At 41.7% G+C, this 21,536-nt stretch carries 16 protein-coding genes; 8 read left to right on the top strand and 8 right to left on the bottom strand.

Annotated elements, in window-relative coordinates; all coding sequences use genetic code 11:
• Positions 1-257: 257 nt before the first annotated feature.
• A complete protein-coding gene (gene uvrA / locus NQU59_RS04350) occupies positions 258-3,095 on the top strand; it encodes an excinuclease ABC subunit UvrA (RefSeq protein ID WP_257065189.1) in 2,838 nt (945 codons plus the stop codon).
• 334 nt (positions 3,096-3,429) lie between these two features.
• Here uvrA and NQU59_RS04345 read toward each other — a convergent pair whose 3' ends face one another.
• On the bottom strand, positions 3,430-5,151 hold the full coding sequence (locus NQU59_RS04345) for a GGDEF domain-containing protein (RefSeq protein ID WP_257065188.1): 1,722 nt from the start codon (positions 5,149-5,151) through the stop codon (positions 3,430-3,432).
• Positions 5,152-6,467: 1,316 nt separating this feature from the next.
• A complete protein-coding gene (blaOXA, locus tag NQU59_RS04335; RefSeq protein ID WP_373462973.1) occupies positions 6,468-7,304 on the bottom strand; it encodes an OXA-286 family carbapenem-hydrolyzing class D beta-lactamase in 837 nt (278 codons plus the stop codon).
• A 729-nt stretch (positions 7,305-8,033) separates the two neighbouring features.
• Here blaOXA and omp33-36 point away from each other — a divergent pair.
• Entirely contained in the window at positions 8,034-8,930 is an 897-nt protein-coding gene (gene omp33-36, locus NQU59_RS04330; protein WP_257065186.1) for a porin Omp33-36, read from the top strand.
• A gap of 108 nt (positions 8,931-9,038) precedes the next feature.
• Here omp33-36 and NQU59_RS04325 read toward each other — a convergent pair whose 3' ends face one another.
• On the bottom strand, positions 9,039-9,689 hold the full coding sequence (locus NQU59_RS04325; RefSeq protein WP_005238186.1) for a response regulator transcription factor: 651 nt from the start codon (positions 9,687-9,689) through the stop codon (positions 9,039-9,041).
• A gap of 348 nt (positions 9,690-10,037) precedes the next feature.
• On the opposite strand from NQU59_RS04325, the gene msuE reads away from it, so the two are divergent.
• Both msuE and sfnG read left to right on the top strand, forming a co-directional pair.
• Entirely contained in the window at positions 10,038-10,778 is a 741-nt protein-coding gene (msuE, locus tag NQU59_RS04320) for an FMN reductase (protein WP_005238185.1), read from the top strand.
• 25 nt (positions 10,779-10,803) lie between these two features.
• Positions 10,804-11,910: a dimethylsulfone monooxygenase SfnG gene (sfnG, locus tag NQU59_RS04315; protein WP_005275589.1), complete on the top strand. Its 1,107-nt coding sequence runs from the start codon at positions 10,804-10,806 to the stop codon at positions 11,908-11,910.
• A gap of 75 nt (positions 11,911-11,985) precedes the next feature.
• Here the strand turns inward: sfnG and NQU59_RS04310 are convergent, their stop codons facing one another.
• On the bottom strand, positions 11,986-12,399 hold the full coding sequence (locus tag NQU59_RS04310; protein WP_005238183.1) for an AsnC family transcriptional regulator: 414 nt from the start codon (positions 12,397-12,399) through the stop codon (positions 11,986-11,988).
• A 104-nt stretch (positions 12,400-12,503) separates the two neighbouring features.
• On the opposite strand from NQU59_RS04310, the gene NQU59_RS04305 reads away from it, so the two are divergent.
• The gene (locus NQU59_RS04305; protein WP_257065185.1) at positions 12,504-13,049 is read left to right on the top strand and encodes a cysteine hydrolase family protein; all 546 of its coding nucleotides are present in this window, start codon (positions 12,504-12,506) and stop codon (positions 13,047-13,049) included.
• Positions 13,050-13,104: 55 nt separating this feature from the next.
• Here NQU59_RS04305 and acs read toward each other — a convergent pair whose 3' ends face one another.
• The gene (acs, locus tag NQU59_RS04300) at positions 13,105-15,048 is read right to left on the bottom strand and encodes an acetate--CoA ligase (RefSeq protein WP_257065184.1); all 1,944 of its coding nucleotides are present in this window, start codon (positions 15,046-15,048) and stop codon (positions 13,105-13,107) included.
• A 283-nt stretch (positions 15,049-15,331) separates the two neighbouring features.
• Between acs and NQU59_RS04295 the strand changes: the two genes are divergently transcribed.
• Together NQU59_RS04295 and NQU59_RS04290 are read left to right on the top strand one after the other, a co-directional pair.
• Entirely contained in the window at positions 15,332-15,895 is a 564-nt protein-coding gene (locus NQU59_RS04295; protein WP_005238180.1) for a DUF805 domain-containing protein, read from the top strand.
• 123 nt (positions 15,896-16,018) lie between these two features.
• Entirely contained in the window at positions 16,019-16,990 is a 972-nt protein-coding gene (locus NQU59_RS04290; protein ID WP_005238179.1) for a mechanosensitive ion channel family protein, read from the top strand.
• Here the strand turns inward: NQU59_RS04290 and NQU59_RS04285 are convergent.
• Positions 16,979-17,689 (bottom strand): 16S rRNA (uracil(1498)-N(3))-methyltransferase, encoded by a 711-nt coding sequence (locus tag NQU59_RS04285; protein WP_257065182.1) that lies wholly within the window; start codon positions 17,687-17,689, stop codon positions 16,979-16,981. The genes NQU59_RS04290 and NQU59_RS04285 overlap by 12 nt on opposite strands.
• The gene (locus NQU59_RS04280; RefSeq protein ID WP_257065181.1) at positions 17,686-19,005 is read right to left on the bottom strand and encodes a 3-deoxy-D-manno-octulosonic acid transferase; all 1,320 of its coding nucleotides are present in this window, start codon (positions 19,003-19,005) and stop codon (positions 17,686-17,688) included. Before NQU59_RS04280 ends, NQU59_RS04285 begins: the two co-directional genes overlap by 4 nt.
• 452 nt (positions 19,006-19,457) lie before the next feature.
• Between NQU59_RS04280 and NQU59_RS04275 the strand changes: the two genes are divergently transcribed.
• On the top strand, positions 19,458-20,408 hold the full coding sequence (locus NQU59_RS04275) for a hypothetical protein (protein WP_257065180.1): 951 nt from the start codon (positions 19,458-19,460) through the stop codon (positions 20,406-20,408).
• A gap of 60 nt (positions 20,409-20,468) precedes the next feature.
• Here the strand turns inward: NQU59_RS04275 and NQU59_RS04270 are convergent, their stop codons facing one another.
• Positions 20,469-21,533: an alkene reductase gene (locus tag NQU59_RS04270; protein WP_005238173.1), complete on the bottom strand. Its 1,065-nt coding sequence runs from the start codon at positions 21,531-21,533 to the stop codon at positions 20,469-20,471.
• Between the last annotated feature and the right edge of the window lie 3 nt (positions 21,534-21,536).

The raw sequence follows: 21,536 nt of genomic DNA, 5'->3' as shown, positions 1-21,536 counted from the left end.
CAATTTTAGCCCTTTATTTTTTAATCAATGCTTGAAACAGTTCACAGATAAACTGTGATTTCACATGAAAATTTATGTTAAAAACAGTGTTGAAATCATTAATCCGACACAATCTGACGTTTAAAATCGTTTTGTTACAGCTTGAACAATTTTAAATCGTTATTATATAGAAGGTCTGGAGAAACTTCTCGGCAACACGCTGGATAGAAGCATCAACAGACCTTAATTTTTCATATTCAGCTTATTGAGATATATTTATGAGTCAAAGTCATATCCGTATTCGAGGCGCACGTACCCATAATTTAAAAAATGTGTCACTCGATATTCCACGTGACAAGTTTGTGGTGATTACGGGACTTTCTGGCTCAGGTAAATCCTCCTTGGCCTTTGATACCCTATATGCCGAAGGTCAACGTCGCTATGTTGAATCGCTTTCGGCTTATGCCCGTCAATTCCTGTCACAAATGGAAAAACCGGAAGTAGACTCCATTGAAGGTTTATCGCCCGCGATTGCGATCGAGCAAAAATCAACCAGCCACAATCCTCGTTCAACCGTGGGCACCATTACCGAAATTTATGACTATTTACGGTTACTCTATGCACGTGTCGGTACGCCGTATTGCCCTGAACATGATCTCCCAATGGTGGCACAAACCATTTCAGAAATGGTCGATGCAGTAAAAAGCCTTGAAGAAGGTACAGCACTGATGTTGCTCGCCCCTGTGGTACGTGAGCGTAAAGGTGAATACACCCAACTGTTTGAACAGCTTCAGGGTCAGGGCTTTGTACGTGCCCGTGTCGATGGTGAAATCATTGATATTGATACCCCGCCTGAACTGGACAAAAAGAAAAAACATACCATTGAAGTGGTGGTGGATCGCTTTAAAGTGCGTGATGATCTGGGGAACCGTATCGCCGAATCCTTTGAAACCGCCTTGCGTCTAGGCGGCGATATTGCAGTGTTATCCTGGATGAATGGTGAACATCCTGAACGTGTGTTTTCAGCTAAACACTCTTGCCCAGAATGTGACCGCGCCGTAGCTGAACTCGAACCACGCCTGTTCTCCTTCAACAACCCATTTGGAGCCTGCCCTGTCTGTGATGGTTTGGGAACCCGTAGTCATTTCAGTGCGGATAAACTCATTCCAAATCCTGAGGTTTCGATCAGCCAAGGGGCGATTCGGGGTTGGGACAGACAGCGTCCGTATTACTACACCATGCTGCAAAAAGTGGCTGATCATTTCAATATTGACCTCGATCAACCATGGAATCAGCTGGATAAAGACACGCAAAAGAAGTTCTTACAAGGTACAGGCAAAGAGAAAATCGACCTCAGTTATATTGATGAACGTGGTCGTAAACACAGTCGGGTACAGGCATTTGAAGGAATTTTGCCGCATCTGGAACGTCGCTATCGTGAAACCGAATCGAATTATGTACGTGATGATTTGGCACAATATCTGTCGAATGCAGCCTGCGATGCCTGTGGTGGTTCACGTCTGAATGAAATTTCACGTCATGTTCGGGTCAAAGACAAGACCATTGCCCAAATTACCAAGATGTCGATAGGCGATGCTGAAAACTATTATCAAGACCTGAACCTAGAAGGGGCTAAAGGTGAAATTGCCGATAAAATCTTTAAAGAGATTCGTGAACGCTTACACTTTCTGGTCAGCGTTGGCCTAAATTATCTTAGCTTGGCACGTTCAGCGGAAACTCTTTCGGGGGGGGAAGCACAACGTATTCGTCTGGCATCACAGATCGGTGCAGGTCTCATGGGTGTGATGTATGTGTTGGATGAGCCGTCGATAGGTCTGCATCAACGTGATAATGACCGCTTGCTACAAACCCTGATTCGTTTACGTGATTTGGGTAATACCGTGCTGGTGGTTGAGCATGATGAAGATGCGATTCGTGCCGCTGACCATATTATTGATATCGGCCCCGGTGCAGGAATTCATGGTGGTGCTGTGATTGCTGAAGGTACCTACGATGAGTTGGCTAATCATGCCGACTCACTGACAGGTCAATATCTGTCAGGTAAGCTGAAAATTGAAGTACCGAAACAACGCACCCTGTCCCCTCGTCCAGATGAAGTGATCAAACTGTCTGGCGCCAGCGGGCATAACTTGCAGAATGTGGATTTGACCATCCCATTGGGCATCATGACCTGTGTCACAGGGGTTTCAGGTTCAGGTAAATCAACGCTGATTAACCGTACTTTATTACCTTTGGCTGCGACTCAACTGAATGGTGCGACGACCCTGACTGCGGAAAAGTTTGATTCAATTGATGGCTTACAGCATTTGGATAAAGTGGTTGATATTGACCAAAGCCCAATTGGACGTACCCCTCGTTCCAACCCTGCAACCTATACGGGTTTATTCACCCCGATTCGTGAGTTATTCGCGCAAACCCCTGAAGCCAAAGCGCGTGGATATAGTGCGGGCCGTTTCTCGTTTAACGTGAAAGGTGGCCGCTGTGAAGCCTGTGAAGGCGATGGCATGATTAAAGTGGCAATGCACTTCTTGCCAGATATGTATGTGCCTTGTGATGCCTGTCATGGCAAGCGTTATAACCGTGAAACCTTGGAAGTCGGCTATAAAGGCAAAAACATTTCTGATGTATTAGAAATGACCGTGGAAGATGCAGCGGAGTTCTTTAATGCGATTCCAGTGATTCATCGTCGTTTAGATACCTTGACCCAAGTGGGTCTGGGTTATATCCGTTTGGGTCAAGCGGCAACCACCCTTTCTGGTGGTGAAGCGCAACGGGTCAAACTGGCACGCGAGTTGGCCAAACGCGATACAGGCCGCACCTTATATATCTTGGATGAACCGACCACAGGTCTGCATTTCCATGACATTGCCAAGTTACTCGACATCCTGTATGAGCTACGCAATAAGGGCAATACCATTGTGGTGATTGAGCATAATCTGGATGTGATCAAGACTGCTGATTGGGTGATTGATCTAGGTCCTGAAGGCGGTTCTGGTGGTGGTCAAATCATTGCCGAAGGGACACCAGAGCAAATTGCTGAGGTTGCAATTTCACATACTGGTCGATTCTTGAAACCGATGTTGAAATCAGTTTAATACTATGCCAATACGAGGGTAAATTTAAGCTGGCTTCATCTCTCTAGCTTGGATTTACCTCTTCTTTGAAGACAGGCACTTTTCACTGTTCTAATCTATTTAACAGTGAAAATGTCGATAAAAGTTCCACATACAGTTTCTCTATTTTACAATCTATAAAACTTAAAATAATTATAGGCAATTTAATCCTGCATAGAAAAATACGGTCTCTTTCTCAGCTATACCATGTTTACAACTTAAAGGAATATCGATCAACGATGGAACTACTAAACGGATAAATTAAACAGAAATAAAGAAGAACTTGAAGTGAACGTAAATAACCAAAGGGCGAACATCAAAACTGTACAATATTCTTCCCTTTTGCCTTCGCTTTAAGCAACGACTGATCCGCTTTTTCTAATAACTCTAACCAGCTATTTGCCCCAATTGCGACACCGATACTGACCGAAACATGAATCGATGCCGCTACATTCGGTACGACAATCGTTTCTTTTAAAATAGCTGCGCGGATACTTTCTGCGACCACTTTGGCAGCGCCCATTTGAATATGTTCAATCACCACCAAAAACTCATCGCCATCATAACGCACAATTAAATCCGACGCGCGAACATTATGTTTCAGCTGATCAGCAATCATGCTAATCACCTGATCTCCCACAATATGTCCATATTGATCATTCACAAACTTAAAATTATCAATATCAATGGCAATCACACAGGTCTGTGACAATGACTCAGGCTGGGATTCAAGCATTTGAATATACTCATCCAGAGCCAAACGGTTAGCAACGCCTGTTAATACATCGGTATTGGCAATTTTCTTCAGTTGCAACTCCATCGTATCACGCTGCTTTAACATGCCTTTTAATTTATCAATCGCTTCAAATAGCGAGAAAAACTCTTCCTTATTCTTGTTATGTGCAGGAAGCACATCCGAAGTCCCCGAGAGGCCTAAAATCATATTACGGGCATGAATCAAAGGACTAAATACTCTTCTCTTGGCATAGATCATAGTGAAAATTGCGATCAGCAAAGATAAGCTTGAAATGCACAAGGTAAAAATAAACTGTCGTTTGGCTAACTTATTCTGCTCATCGGCCACCGCAATACTGTAATCCAGAATATAATTTTGCAGCTCCATGACTGGGGTGAACTTCCCCACCATCCGTTCAGTCAGTTCAGTCCCCGAGAGAAAGTAAGCTCTGTTGTTTTTACTTTCATCAAGTAAGCGCGCAATAATAGGCAATCCCAGATCTAAAAACTCCGTTTTCACATGTCGATATAAACTTACATATTCTGGCGTTTTCGACTGTTCTGGCTGAATGGTATCAATTAACTCCCAAAGATAAACAGCTTGATGTTGTGTTTGTAATGCTCTTGCTCGGTTTTCATCTGGAATTTTCTCATCAAACGTCACAGGTGCCATAATATTCGAGGCAATCCGTCCTGCCTGATCGCGCATATCGGTCAGTATCAAGATTGAGGTAAAGTAATTCGACATGCTGCTGTTCTTGCTATTTGAACGCACCAATAACCAAGTTAAAAACTCACGACTTTCATCCCAAACACGAAACATCGATAAAATCGCATGATCATATTGTTTTGAAGTACGCTTATTCTGAGGTGTAGTGGCATAAGCATCGACAATACGACGCGCTGTAGCTAACTTAACTTTTAAGTCAGTTTCCAACTCATGAGCAATCAACTTAAAACCATTTTGTTGTAACACATCAATGGTGTCATCAATTTGCGCATCAACACTTTTTCGATATTCTTCTAATTCCTTTTGATTTTTCAATAAGACATCTGCTTGGCTTGACATCACTTTATTTGAAGGTGCCCGCTCTCTCGAAAGCTTATTCGCTGTTTTGACCAATGCCCGAAGGCTGGTAATTTCTGTCAGGGTTTGTTCCGATTTTATATATTCTTGATAGCTATTGATAATTAAAGGAATGGAGAGATAAAAAATTGAAAAGATAATGGCAATCATACAAAAAAAGAGACGACGGCTAATCTGCTCAGAACGTAATTTTGAGCTTTTTAATTTACGCCCCATTCATACACCTTGCACTTTTCAAAAACGATCTCAATGGATTTTTAAACAGAACTCAATTTTACCTGAATTCTAAATCACACTACCACGCTTAAACCGAGGTTTTTGGTTACAGGCGTCCAAACTGATTATATTTAATCGCTGTTTCAAGTTCTAAATTATTACTCAAGATCATTTTTTGAGAATGGTTTTCATTTAAATAAATTCACCTAAGCAACTAATCTTATTGTAATAAATAGTTTTAAATTTGGATAAGGCGTTTAATTCAAGATAAAAATAAGAGTGCTTTTTTTGAATAACTTGATCTAGAATGATCTTAGCATTAATACTCATAATGCCGTTCATCTTATTCAATTTATTAATAATGAATTGTGAAAATGCATTCAAGTCCTTAGCAGTAACATGAATCCATAACCTTCGACTCATGTGTAATCACATTTGCAAGAAATTTAGAATTTTTAGATCAACTACATCAATATTCATTTTCGAATATTATTCTAAATTTTTATTTCATCTATTAATTTTATTGGATAAAAACAAAAATGCTGAGATAAAATTTAACAGTGCTCTTCAATAATGGTAAAGATGAGATTCAATATGCTTCCCCATGAATAATGTCTTGACTAGGATCAACCGAAAGAGTCCAGAACATGAGTTCATATTACCTAACAAGGGAATGAGTCTCGATCGCAATGCTTTAACTGCAAGTCCACAACTCATTAATTAATCCCTTACTTATCACTCAACAGAAATGGAAGGAAGATCTCATGAACAGTTGTAATATGGCAGATGAGTAGGGTTCGCCAATTCATTACTGATATCGGCTAGCTTATCGAAGTGAACACATCATTGTCGAACTACAATCCAATATAGATCGAAACTAGCAATCAAAAGTCCAATGCTATTTTCTGACATGCCAAAAAGCATGATGAATGAATAGATCTGACAAAGCCTGTCTTATTTTCATCCAAGGCAAAATAGACCACAGCCACATCTTTTTGCCAGCAACCCAAAAAGACTTGCCCATACAGTTTTTTAGATAAAATTCACACAAACCATTGAATTAAAGTATAAAAATATTAAGCTCGGTATAGGTTGATTTTAACCCAATCTTTTTATCGCCCAACATCTTTGAATCGAAAAATTCTATTTAAAAATAAAAATTATCAATTTTACAAATTATCTTTCATGGCAGATAATTTAAACATAGACAGATTTCAGAATTTAAAACCCTAACCCTCTAGGATGTTTTTCTCCCCAAGCTAAACATCCTTTCTCAACCCAGCTTTCCCCAAAAGCTGGGTCTTTTTTTTGAATATTTAATTCGCTAACAATCCCAATTCTTGCAATGCTTGATAAACAATCACTTTACGCGCATTTGCATGCTCAGGCTGACTCATTTGCATATTCAGTGAAAATGCAATGGTTTTGCCATTTGGCTGTTCAATCCAGCCGGTCCACCATCCAACCTGCGGGCTAACGTCCATGCCCCAACCGCTCTTGGCATAAATCTTGGTCCCCTGACGCTCATCTGCCAATAACATACCTTTCACTTGTTGTTGAGTTGACTGGTCAAATGGTAGTTTTTGCTTTCCTAATGCATAAACGAATCGAACTTCTTCTACAGGTGTAATTTGCAAAGGCCCGACCAACCAAAAATTATCGACTTGGGTGCCAATATTTTTATTGCCATAGCCCACACGCTTCACCTCATGGGTCATAAGTTCTAGACCAATCCGTCGTGCTAGCTCCTGATAGACAGGTACAGCCGATGCCTGCATGGCTTCAGCTAGGCTTAAATCTTTTTCCCAGCTGCTGAAAGTCCGCTTTTTACCATCCCATTTAAACACTTCATTTGGTGTGGTCTTATGATACTGTATGCCAATCAAGGCGTTTAAGATTTTAAAGGTCGAAGCAGGAATATAACGCTGCTCTGCACGATTAAGATCATTGCCATAACTTTGAATTTTCTTGCCATCATAAATCACCAAAACTCCCTTGGTTTGGGCACTTTGAAATAAGCTTGAAATCTGTTGCTGTTCATTTGTTTGTGTCGAAAGCTGTTGCTTTTGCTGGCTAACACTTTGACAAGCAGTCAATGGAAGAATCAATATGCAGGGTGTAAGAAGCGCTAGACATTTTAATTTTTTCGACATCATCATAAAACAGGAAAAGTGCAATAAAATTGTCACTATAAAGCTTTTAACTGACTTATTCTGTAGTGTTATCTGATCGATAGTTTAAAAAAGAAGATAAAAAAAAGCTCAGCCTTGGGGAAAGCCGAGCTAGTAAAACTGTGATGTACAAACATCAAAATACTTAAAAGAAAATGTTATGAGATATTTAAATGCAAATTAGATATCCCTTGCTTTGTATTATGTGAATCAGCTCTCAAAAAGTAAAGTTGATTAAATAGATCGGATTTGTTATTACAATCGTTTTTGTTAATTGATCATTAAAAATCCGATTTTCTCGTGATTTTTAGTTTATATTAATTGAGAATAAGTATCATAAAATTGTAAATCTTGTCGCAAAAAAGCGAGAATAGATTTTGCTCTCACATTTTCTACTGCAGACTTATGACATTAAGAAGAATTAATTGAATGAAAAAACGATTAATATTATCGTTTAAACCAATTAAAAATAGCGAGATATGACATTATTATTTCATCCATTATCTTGTAAAAAATAAACTTATCTATTTGTTAGATATATATTTTATAATCGGTTGACAACACTACTTCCAATTGATTAATTTTCAACCACAGCCCGTTTCGGATTTGTTCATTGGTCGCAAACCCAAATTTATTACATTGACTTCATACTTTGTTACAATACAATGGCTCCAACTTTACCCTTTAATTGTTTTAAAGCTGGAAATCATTATGAAAAAACTCGGTTTAGCCACTGCTCTAGTTTTAGCCATGACCGGCGCTCATGCATATCAATACGAAGTTCAAGGTCAATCTGAATTCATCGAAGCGAAAGCTTTAAATGATCAAGACTACACTGGTGCTGCTAAAGGTACTTACTACTTCAAAAATGTAGATGCTTCTAAAGGTCCTTTAGCTGAAGCTGCATTCTTAAACCAAGCTTCTAATGTTTCTGCTGCTTATAGCTATGCAAAATTAAGCGGTGATGAAGTACAAACGATTAAGAACAACTCATTTGGCGTGAAAGGTGAAGCTTACCTTCCAACTCCATATGTACCAGCTTATGTAAGCGCTGCATACAACCACTCTCAAACTAAGTTTGAAGGCGAAAAAGACAATGGCGACCGCTACTCTGTAGAACTTGGTGCGATGGTTGTACCTAACTTCTTGGTTGCTGTAGGTTATGCTCGCGTTGCTGACCAAATTGCTTTAGATTCTAACAAAGTTCTTGAAAATGGCGTATTCAGCGCTGTTGCTGATGCAGCGACTATTGGTGACAAACAAGACGTTGTTACTGCACGTACTAAATACGTTGGTAACATCGACGGTACAAACATGGCTGTAGGTTTTGAAACTGGCCTTGTATACGGCGAAAACCAAGCTTACGGTTTAAAAACTGATCTTTATGTAACACCACAGTTAAGCGTTGGTGCTTCTTATGCCGAAGCTAACTTCAGCAAGAACCCAACTAACGATAACTTCTCTCCAATCAAATCTGCTTGGGGTGCAAACGTAAACTACTTCATTACTCCAGCAGTAGCAGTTGGTGCTAGCTATGTAAATGCGAATGCAGTACATGCAAACGTAGATACGCAAACTGTTGGCTTAAACGCGAAGTTCCGTTTCTAATATTGGATTAAAGTTCTCACTTGAGAAGATTTAATTCATAATAAAAACCAGTTCATTAGAACTGGTTTTTATTATCTGAAGATTCATAACATATGAGATTTAAAAGTATTACATCTTCTTCTCTTCGATATTCAATGCACTGATCGCCAAAACCGCCTGAGTACGGTTCTGTACGCCCAATTTACGGAAGATTGCAGTTACATGTGCTTTAATGGTTGCCTCAGATACCTCTAGTTCATAGGCTATTTGCTTATTCAGCAGGCCTTCCGCCACCATCATCAATACACGGAACTGCTGTGGAGTCAGCGATTGTAAACGTTCGGCCAAAGCGGTTTCATCTGCTGCACGAGGATCAAAGCTGGCGTGGCTTGGTAAATTCGGCGGTAACCAAATCTCCCCCTCCAAGACATGTTTAATTGCCTCACCTATATGACTTGGATGTGACGATTTGGGAATATAGCCCATAGCCCCATGTGCTATGGCACGTTGAATTATCGAAACTTCCTCATGAGCTGAAACAATAATAATCGGAATCGCAGGGTATTGCGCGCGTACATAGACCAAAGCAGAAAAACCTGATGCGCCAGGAAGGTTCAAATCCAGCAAGACCAGATCAGGCTCTGCACCATGTTCTAAGCGCGCATAGAACTCATCAACATCGGCTGTTTCCTGGATCTGCGCTTGTGGCAAACTATAACGAACCGCTTGAATCAAAGCATGTCTAAAGAGTGGATGGTCGTCTACAATTAAAATATTCATAAGCGCTTAAGCTGTCTGCAAGTACGTCACTGTACGATGTTTATTTAAATTCAATCCGTCTAAGCCTATTTTTAATTACAGCTGAGGTCAAGCACAAGCACTGATTTATTTCCTTTTCGCGCAAAATAAATCAAATATTCATATAAACCACACCAATATCATTACAAATAAAAACATCGATAAATACCCAGTAGAAACAGTGAATTAAATCTTCACGCTTATAAATCTACAGCGAATTATAGATATATCTATAAAAAAGATAAGCTTGCAGCATTTCCTTATTTTACAGCCAAGGCCGAGCTATAGATAAATAAATAGCAATTCAAAATGATCTTTTAGGCCGTTATTATGTCGAATTACAATACTCCCTCAACCCCACTCAATATTGTTGCTGTATCTGGCGGTTTAAACAGTCCATCAAAAACAGAAAGTCTGGTTCAGGCGATTCTGGATGAGCTTTCAGAAGCAATTAATATCAAAGTACATTTTGTTAAACTCAGCGAAATTGGGCCTTTGCTCGGTGGCGCAATTTACCGCAATCAATTACCGCAACGGGTACAAGATGATCTTGCCGCGGTTGAAGCAGCAGATGCCCTGATTGTTGGCACCCCTGTTTATCGCGCATCTTTTACAGGTTTATTTAAACATTTCTTTGATTTTGTTGAACAGACAGCGTTGGTCGATGTCCCGGTATTACTGGCAGCCTCGGGTGGAAGTGACCGTCATGCACTCGTGTTAGAGCATCAATTACGCCCACTCTTTAGCTTCTTTCAGGCACAGACATTGCCAATTGGGGTCTATGCAACAGATCGTGATTTCACCCCTGAATACACCGTGAAAAGCGAGCAGTTATCCGATCGTGTCACCCTGGCAGTGGCACGTGCCTTACCGATACTGGAATGGGCGCCAGCCAAAGGACAGCGTGCCGCAGCCATTAAAGCCAAAACTGAACAAGCCAATCAGAATCTCGGGATTAATAAACAGATTGAGCAGGCAGAAGTACTCCCCTCTGCGGCAGTGCCTGATCTGGATGCAGCTGAGTCTCGCCTACATCCCAAGTCAGCCAAGAATTTAACCCACGTCGCATAAACCTTATAAAGTGGAGGATACAACGATGACGACAACAGCATCCGCAATTAAATTTGCTTACTGGGTTCCCAATGTGAGTGGTGGTCTCGTTGTAAGCAACATTGAACAACGTACAGACTGGAGCTATGACTATAATGTGCGTCTCGCACAGGCGGCAGAACGAAGCGGTTTTGAATATGCGCTGACCCAGATCCGCTTTACCGCTGGATATGGTGCAGAAAACCAGCATGAATCGGTGAGTTTTAGTCATGCGTTACTGGCAAAAACTGAAAAACTGCGTGTGATTGCTGCCATCCTGCCTGGCCCCTGGAAGCCCGCATTGGCTGCTAAACAGCTGGCGACCATTGACTATCTTAGCCAAGGGCGTATTGCCATTAACGTGGTCAGTGGCTGGTTTCGTGGCGAATTTGATGCCATTGGTGAACCTTGGCCTGAACATGATGAACGTTATGTGCGTTCAGAGGAATTTATCCGCACCTTGAAAGGGGTCTGGAGTACTGACAATTACAGCTTTGATGGTAAGTATTACCAGTTTCAGAATTACACCCTCAAGCCGAAACCACTGCAACAACCTTCGATCGAAGTGTTTCAGGGCGGTAGTTCCCGTGCTGCACGAGATATGGCTGCACGGGTATCCGATTGGTATTTTACCAATGGCAACAGTGTTGAAGAAATTAAAAAACAGGTTGATGATGTACGCAGCAAAGCCAAACAGGCCAATCGACAAGTCAAGATTGGGGTCAATGCTTTTATCATTGCCCGTGATACGGAAGAGGAAGCCAGAGCAGTTCTGAATGAAATCATTGCACAAGCCAATGTTGAAGCAGTGAATGCCTTTGGTGATGCCACCCGTGAAGCTGGCGCAGCAGCACCCGAACGTGAAGGCAACTGGGCAAAATCAACCTTTGATGATTTGGTGCAATATAACGATGGCTTTAAAACCAACCTGATTGGCACACCGCAGCAAATTGCAGAGCGGATTGTGGCCTTAAAAAATGTGGGGGTGGATCTTGTTCTTTCTGGCTTTCTACATTTCATCGAGGAAGTGGAATATTTTGGAGAAAAAGTTCTACCGCTGGTCCGTCAACTCGAACAACAACAGGAGCATCATCTCGCAGCGAAATCAGCTTAGTTTTCAGCGTTAAATAAGAAGAAAAACAAAAGAAATACACATCCTCCCCAAGGCTCGGCTTGGGGCTTTTTTATTTTAAGTCGTGTCAATTTCTCGCATGACTGTTTCAACTGAATAACGACACCATCTCGACAGCTGTTCAATAAATTCATTTAATTGCGATGGATTAAAATGGCTGACAATCATATAACAGGCATTACCAAGAATTTTAAAACACTCATCCACCTCTTGGTATTGTTTGACCAGACGTTCAACCTCGATAAAAGCTTGCTGATCATTCATAAACAGTTGAATGAATTGTTTATGCTCGTATTTTATCGCGATGGTGTAATTTTTAATCACACCCACATCCATCAATTGAGCAATTCGCGCCCCAACAGCCTGCCCTGTACGATGTACGCGCCGTCCAATTTCTTTATGGCTCAGGCGAGAATCCTGTTTTAAAAGTTCAATAATTTTTAAGTCGATCGGATCAAGTTCAATATTCATTTTTCAGTACGAAAGAAAACCAGTAACAATGCTTTCACCTGAATATAGCCGATTTCTCTGTTTCACCCTATGCTTGTTTTATCTTAGTCTTGGACGTAACCCTAATGAAACAGGCCTTACTGATTATTGATGTGCAAAACGATTATTTTAAAAATGGCAAAATGGAACTGGTCAATCCAGAACGTGCCTTGCAATATACCAACCAGTTAGAAGATCATTTTATCCGAAACAATTTACCGATTATTTATATCCAGCATATTAATCCTGCCTCAGCCAGTTTCTTTCAGGAAAATACCATCGGTGTTGAATTGCATCCTCAGCTTAAAGCTACTGACAGTTCAATCATTATCGAAAAGCATTTTCCAAATAGTTTCTTAGACACCGATCTTGAAAAAGTACTGGAACAACATCAGGTAGAACAACTGGTGATTACCGGCATGATGACCCATGTCTGTATTGATTCGGGGACACGTGCCGCCAAAGAACTCGGTTATCAGCCGATTGTGATCGCCGATGCCACCGCAACCCGTGACCTTGAGTATAATGGCAACACGGTTACAGCTGCTGATGTGCAAACTGCTTTTCTATCGGCATTAGGCTTCTTTGCGACAGTACAAAATACCGAAGATTTTTTAGCCACACATAAATGATCCATATAAAATAGAAAGAGCGCTTCATCGAGCGCTCTTGTTCATTTGAATTGATTTATCGGTTTGGATAGACCGTGGCAATTAAAGCCTCTACGACCGCAGGCTCAGCCAGCGTTGAAGTATCCCCCAAACTATCCAGTTCATTGGCCGCAATCTTTCTTAAGATACGGCGCATGATTTTACCTGAGCGGGTTTTAGGTAAAGCCGGTGCCCAATGCAATGCATCTGGGGTTGCCACAGGACCAAGCACTTTACGCACCCAATTCACCAACTCTTTACGTAGCTCTTCAGATTCCGCCACATCGGCCTGTAAAGTCACAAAGGTGCAAATCCCCTGCCCCTTAATCTCATGCGGCATTCCGACCACTGCAGCCTCAGCCACCGCCTCATGTGCTACCAAAGCACTCTCGATCTCGGCAGTCCCCAAACGATGCCCTGAAACGTTGAGGACATCATCGACACGTCCCGTGATCCAGAAATAACCATCCTCATCCCGACGAGCGCCATCGCCAGTGAAATAATAGCCTTTAAAAGTCGAGAAATACGCTTCAATAAAGCGTTCTGGGTCGCCCCAAATGGTTCGCATCTGTCCTGGCCAAGAATCTTTAATCACCAGATTGCCTTCAGTTGCGCCTTGCAGCTCATTGCCCTCACCATCCACCAGTGCGGGTTGCACACCAAAAAATGGACGGGTTGCCGAACCAGGTTTGAGTGCGGTTGCACCTGGCAGTGGTGAAATTAAAATCCCGCCTGTTTCAGTTTGCCACCATGTATCGACAATTGGACAACGCCCTTCACCGACCACTTCGTGATACCAGTTCCATGCTTCTGGGTTGATTGGCTCACCAACTGAACCCAGTAAACGTAGGCTACTCCGATTACTTTCACGGACATAGGCATCGCCCTCACGCATCATGGCACGAATCGCAGTCGGTGCCGTGTACAGAATCGTAATGTTGTGCTTATCAATCACATGACCGATACGTGCCCATGTCGGATACTGTGGAATCCCTTCAAACATCACCGTGGTGGTAGCATTACTCAACGGACCGTAGAGCAAATAACTATGCCCTGTAATCCAGCCCACATCTGCGGTACACCAATACACATCATCTTCTTTTAGGTCAAAGACTTCTCTAAAGGTCGTATTCACATACACCAGATAACCGCCAGTGGTGTGCAGTACCCCTTTCGGTTTTCCGGTCGAGCCTGAGGTATATAGAATAAATAGCGGATCCTCTGCTTTCATCGGCTCAGGTGGGCAATGCTCATCCACCTCCATAATCGCAAGGTGATACCAGATATCACGGTTCGAATTGAACTGAATCGGATTACCCGTTCGATGTACCACAATCACATTTTGGACACTGTCCGTTCCAGCAATCGCTAAAGCTGCATCCACATTTTCTTTGAGTGGCAGCAACTTACCACCCCGCATCCCTGCATCGGCGGTAATTACCAATTTCGCCTGACTGTCTTCAATACGGCTTGCCAATGAATCTGGCGAGAAGCCACCAAACACCACACAATGCACTGCACCAATCCGTGCACAAGCCAGCATCGCTATTGCGGCTTCGGGCACCATTGGCATATACAGCACCACACGATCGCCCTTGCCAATACCTTGTTTTTTAAGCACATTGGCAAAACGGCAGACTTCATCATGCAATTCAACAAAAGAAATAATTTTATGGCGCGATGGATGATCACCTTCCCAAATAATGGCAGGTTTTAATGGATTATCTTTTAAATGACGATCTAAGCAATTTGCAGAGACATTCAACTCGCCATCTGCAAACCATTCGATTTTAAAGTTATCTTGCTGAAAACTGGTATTTTTCACCTGCGTAAAAGGCTTGATCCAGTCAATTTTTTTTGCTTGTTCCGCCCAAAAAACTTCAGGCTGTTCAATGGATTCCTGATAACGTTTGAAATAGTCTGCTTCCGAGATTCTTGCCGTTTCTTTGAATTTATCAGGCACTGGGTAGATGTCTTTCATAGCTTACTTCCTTGGTCTTTATCTCATATCCTAGATGTTCTCACCTATTCTTTTGGATATGTTTTGTTCTCTCTTGCAGTATGGGCACCATTCACAAAGGCAAACAATGCGGCTTTGGTCGTAGAAGTTTTATACTGTCCCGACGGACTTATTTTCAAAAATTTACTCAAAATAATTTAAATTTGAACTGCTTGTCTATGCTTTTTGTTTTTAAAATAAGTGATTATTTTGATCATTGCCTAGATCTTAAAAGATTTAATAATCAGAAAAACAGGAATCGCTCATGTTTAATCCCGAATCACCAGCCCCGACCCTGATCTCTACAGATCAGCCACTTTCACCAAATGGGCGTTTCAACCGCCTCAGTTATATCGGTTGGTATGGTTTACTCAGCCTAATTTGTATGGCGGCTTTTCTCGGTATCTTTGCCTTTGCGGGGATCTTTACGACCAGCAACATCGATGAGGCTGTATTTTCGGCCTTCTCCGGCATCACCTTCTTTGCCTTTATTGCCCTTTGGCTCATCACACTTTATTTTCAAATTGTATTCTTAATTCGCCGTTTGCATGATCTAAATAAAACGGGCTGGTTGAGCTTACTGTTATTGGTTCCAGTCCTCCAGTTCTTATTTACTTTATATGTCTTATTCGCACCAGGAACACCTCATCGCAACGACTATGGCGATGTACGTCCATCGCGTGCCTGGGAAAAATTACTGGCATGGATCATGATTCTGGTCAGCTTGTTGATGATGTTCGGTATCTTCACCTTTGCTTATTATTTTGCCAGTCCAGATCTGTGGGATGCCCCAACACAAATCCTTCAAAATACGACCGGATATTTCTAACCCACGCTATTCTGTCTGATGATGAGTGGAAGTCAAAACTTAATTTTGCATGCGTATCAGCCATAAATTCTTTATGATGGCTTCCCTCATTTACTCCTTCCTTTGCGAAATAGAGATCTTGCTGTGGCAAACCAACAAACAACCTTGACTGAAGTGGCAAAAGATACTGGTGAACTGATCCAGCAAGCTGGTGCCAAGACGACTCAAACGGTGCTCGCACATACTGAAAAGTATCATGATGCCTATACCACGATTGATAAAATCATCGATAATTTCTGGGAACGCATCCCCTATATCGGTATCGCGATTACGGTTTTCATTATTTTTTGGTTACTCACTAAATTATTTAAATTTTTTATTCGCAAGACTTTAGAAAATCGTAGCTATACCCGTCAGAATCTGGTGTTGGTGCTTAATCGCGTCGGTAGTACCTTTATTATCTTCTTTGGTTTCCTGATCGCACTGGTGATTGCTATTCCGGGCTTTACCCCTAGTCAGTTGATTGGCGCTTTAGGAATTGGTTCGGTTGCAATTGGTTTTGCCTTTAAAGACATCTTCCAGAACTTACTGTCAGGGATTTTGATTCTGATCAGTGAACCCTTCCGTATCGGCGATGATATTGTGGTGAATGGTTTAGAAGGCAATGTGGAGGATATTCAAATTCGTGCGACTTTCTTACGTTCACCTGATGGCCGTCGTATCGTAATTCCTAATGCCACGGTGTACACCAGTGCCGTCACTGTGAATAATGCCTATCAGCGTCGTCGCTGTGAATTTGTAGTCGGTATTGGCTATGAAGATGATATGCAGAAAGCCAAGAAAATTATTCTGGATATTCTGGATCGTAACCTGAATGTACTGAGTCAACCAGGCTTCTCGGTCAATGTCACCGCGCTAGCAGATTTCTCAATTAATTTAACGGTACGCTGGTGGGTCAATACCACAGAAACCAGCACCTCAGCCTCTATCAGTGAAATTCAGGAATTGGTGGTGACTGCTTTTGATGAAAAAGGAATTTCGATTCCTTATCCAGTACAGGAAGTGAAAGTCTATCGTGGCGATCAAATTGAATCGGGCGACAACTCAGACAAATAAACGTCCTATAATATTCGATACCGCAGTTTCTGTTCGCAAAATCCGGTTGCCTAAGCACATGGCTTGGCAACCATTTTTTTGCAACAAATCAACTTCATAAGGAATAAATCCGCCTTCTGGGCCAATAATCAAACTACACGCATGTGGAATCGCATATGGCATTTTCTGCTCGGCATAGGGATGCGCCACATAGGCAGGCTGTTCTGCGCGAATCAACGTTGGTAAAACATCTTCAACAAAAGGTTTAAAGCGTTTATACATCTGAATGTCTGGTGCAATGGTATCACCAGCCTGTTCTAGCCCCAGAGTCACATAATCATTCAGCTGCTGTAAAAACGGCGTTTGCCAATAACTCTTATCCACTCGATAACTATGAATCAGGCTAATCCGTTCCACCCCTAAGGTCACCACATCCATGATGATACGGCGCAATACTTTGGGGCGGGGTAAAGCAAGAATCAAATGTACGGGTAGCTTTGCAGGAACGACTTCTGTTTGAATTGGACGAACCGTAATAGCTTGTTCCGTGATACAGACAACCTCGGTAAGGTAGCGCTGCCCCGCTCGAATGCCAACTTTCAGGGTATCACCAACATTGAGCTGTAAGTGCTGGCGTAAATGCTGTAATTGTCTGGACTGGTTAATCTGCCATGCGTCCATCGAGCTGCATTGTTCGGCTTCAAGTAACACAATATTCATGATGCAGCTGTGCGTTGTAAGTAATGATCAAGACACTGAATATGCTGTTGTAAAGAACCTTTATTCGCCTGCAAAACCTGCTCTGCCTGCTGAACCAATTGCTGGGCCTGTGCAGTATCTTCTAGGCAAGCCAATAATTGCTGTGCCACCTGCTCCGCATCCACTCCAATCAAAATACCCTGTTGCGCCACAAACTCATCTACAATGGTTTGAAAATTGAAATAGCGCGGACCAATCACTGTAGGTACATTCAACACCATCGGTTCCAAAATATTATGCCCACCGCCCGGCTCATTCAATGAACCACCGACAAAACAGGCTTGGCTGAGGGCATACCAGAGCCACATTTCACCCATACTATCAGCAAGATACACCTGTGTATCTACGTGAATAGGCTGTTGCAAACTTCGGCGTTGGGTTTTTAAATTTAAACTTTGGCACGCCTTAAATACTTCATTAAAACGTTCTGGATGTCGTGGCACCACAATACAGAGTAAATTTGGATTTGAATTTAAATGTGGCTGTAACTGTTTAAGTAAACTTTCTTCTTCAGGGGCATGGGTACTCGCCAAGGTGATGATTTGACGATCGGCCAGTTGCCACTCTTGTTTGAGTTGCTGGGCTTGCGCGACAAAATGTTCTGGTGCAGCAATATCAAATTTAATATTGCCAACTACCTGACTTTTGGCAGGATCAAGACCTAAATTGACATAACGCTGTTGCGTTGCGACATCTTGTGCCAATAGCCAAGTGAGTTGTTGTAGCATCGGTTGAGTTAAACGGCGAACCTTGCCATAACCTTTGGCCGATTTCTCTGACAGGCGTGCATTGAGTAAAATACAGGGAATCTGTTGCTGTTGTGCTGTGGCAATTAAATTTGGCCAGATCTCTGTTTCAACCAATGCCAATAGTTTGGGTTGATACAGATTAAAAAATTGTTTTAATAATACTTTTTGATCGACAGGCAAATACACCGCCTGAAATAAATCCAGATAAGGCGCTTTTAAAAACAGGGATTTTGCCCGTGCTTGTCCAGTCTTGGTGGTATTGGTCACCAAAACGGGATGGCCTAATTTTAAATAATGTTCAATAAGAGGCTGTGCAGCGTTGGTTTCACCGACTGATACCGCATGAAACCAGATGCTTGCTAAGTTTTTTGGTGGTTGGAATGGACCAAAACGCTCGATGCATTCTTGTTGAAACAGCGCATCAGTTTCTGCCCGTTGTTTGATTTTCCAACGGTATAAGGGCTTGAGACAAGCCAATAGAACGTTATACCAAAGCGGTGTTTGCTGTGCTGCTGTATTCTGCGCCATCCGGGACCATAATAGACAATGTGATTCCCGTTCATTATGCGGAAATTTATAATATTTTGACAATTTTTAATTGTGATTGCAAAAAATTTCTTGTTCTTAAAGCTAAAGCATTTTAACCAGTACCAATCGATGTTCAACCAAATAAAATGACGCTAAACATTGATTATCAGACCAAGACCGCAGCTCATTTTACCGCTGAATAATAGATATCACATGCGACCGAATGCTCTTCTAAAACCTTACAAGAAAAACGCTAATTAAAAACTTAATAGGCCAAAATATTATAATTATTTCAAAAACTTAAAATGATTTGCTATTGTTGTCTGGATTCATCTGGATGAATCAATATTACAAATTAAAACTGCTGTTTTTTTAGGCAAATTACCGAAAAAAGCCCCCCAATCTTTTGGTTTTTACAGCATCATTTACATCCTCACTGGAACATTGAAACAATGCAAAAAATATATATCAAGAACACATTATCCTCAATCGTAATAGCGCTAATGCTTTCTGCTTGTGGAGGCGGTGGTAATGACTCGCCTGTCACTGAAAATAAGCCAACATCTCCTACAACCACGAATAGCATAAGCTTTCCTGCAAGCCAGTTTACACTTGATGTAGATGAAGATAAGCAGTTTTTTATCGTTGAAACGCAATTGTCGAACCACAATAATAGTCTTACAACTCAATCAAACGTTATTTTTCAGCAACAAAGTAGCCACCCCCAAATAGACCGTGGGGATTATCAATATATTCTTACCAAAGATAAGCTCTACTATAATCAAGATGGAAATCACGCCATGAATTTAGTGGAAAATAAAAACAATTCGATAACAATTGGTTATGAAAATAATGGACAAGGTTTAACAACAACCATCAATTATAAAATCATTCCTTTGGCCAACCAAGCTGTGACAAGTTCGGCGGTTACTCATCAGTTATTCGATCAATCTGATGCTATAGACAGCAATTACCTCAACCTCAAAACAGCATTCCAAAAATCGTCGACAACTTTCAACAAAAATGCTGAATGTTATCAATATCTCAATTCCAAGAATAATCAGGAAACCATTTCTTTTGATGACAATTTTACCGTCAACCAAACACTAGAACAGTGGATTGCAGATAAACAAAGTAATAATTTCACCGTAAAACAAGAAACATGGGCTGGCTATCGCGTTGCTTTCGTAATGGAACAAGATGATCCTAAAAATGCTCATGACCATCTTGTTGTAGAAATAAATCATCAATTATATTTTGCTTACTACGATGGTACTCAAGTAAATGACCACTCAATCTCAGATAGTGACTCACAAATCTTCAAAGATGGTATCTGTGATCTCTATAATGCATCGGCAACGGATCTATTAAAAACGGTGATTCAAGGACTGCCACGTCTTTAAGCAATATCATATCATTATAAAAAAAATGCTCGTCCTGTGAGGATGAGCATTTTTTTATTTTTAAGCTTCTAACTGTTCAAAGACAGGATAATCGGTATATCCCTCAGCACCATCACCATACAAGGTTTGAGGTTGAAGTGGATTTAAAGGCAAATCATGCTGTAAACGGTCCAATAAATCCGGATTGGCAATGTATTGTTTACCAAATGCAACCGCATCTGCTTGGCCTGTCGCCAAAATACGTTTCGCAGAATCCGCCGTTAAACCTTCATTGGCAATCCACACCCCTTTAAATTTAGGACGTAATTTAGGTAATAAGCTATCTGCAGCTTCATATTCACGCGTGAAAATAAAACCCACTTTACGCTGATCTAATTGCTCGACCACATAGCCAAACGTTGCCAACGGATTCTCATCACCCATATCGTGTGAATCACCGCGTGGTGCAAGATGTACGCCCACTCGGCCAGCGCCCCACACCTCGATGAAGGTATCTACCACTTGCAGTAATAAACGCGCACGGTTTTCAATTGAACCACCGTACTCATCATCACGCTGGTTGGTGCTACTTTGTAGAAATTGATCGATCAGATAGCCGTTCGCAGCATGCAGTTCCACACCATCAAACCCAGCGGCTTTGGCCTGTTCAGCTGCATTTCTATACTGCGCAACGATTTCTTGAATTTCCTCATGCGATAAGGCACGTGGTGTCACAAAAGGACGCTTTGGACGAAGTAAACTTACTTCACCCGCAGGTTGAATCGCACTAGGTGCCACAGGTGTATCACCATCCAATAGGTCTGGATGTGAAATACGACCGACATGCCAGAGCTGAACCACAATTTTTGAACCTTGTGCGTGTACGGCTTCAACAATTTTATGCCATGCCTGCGCTTGTTCTTGCGACCACAAACCTGGTGTATTGGCATACCCTGCTGCTTTTGGGCTAATCACCGTTGCTTCGGTAATGATCAGGCCAGCATTGGCACGTTGTTGGTAATATTCCACCATCAAATCGTTTGGAATACGCTGTGCACCGCTACGCGCTCTGGTTAAAGGAGCTAAAACCAGACGGTTTTTAATCGTGAAATCACCTACTTGCAAAGTAGAATTTAGTTCAGCCATGAT

The sequence above is a fragment of the Acinetobacter colistiniresistens genome (assembly GCF_024582815.1).
Lineage (GTDB): Bacteria > Pseudomonadota > Gammaproteobacteria > Pseudomonadales > Moraxellaceae > Acinetobacter.
The sequence above is the reverse complement of the archived record's forward strand: the minus strand, read 5'-3'. Positions and strand labels throughout refer to the sequence as shown.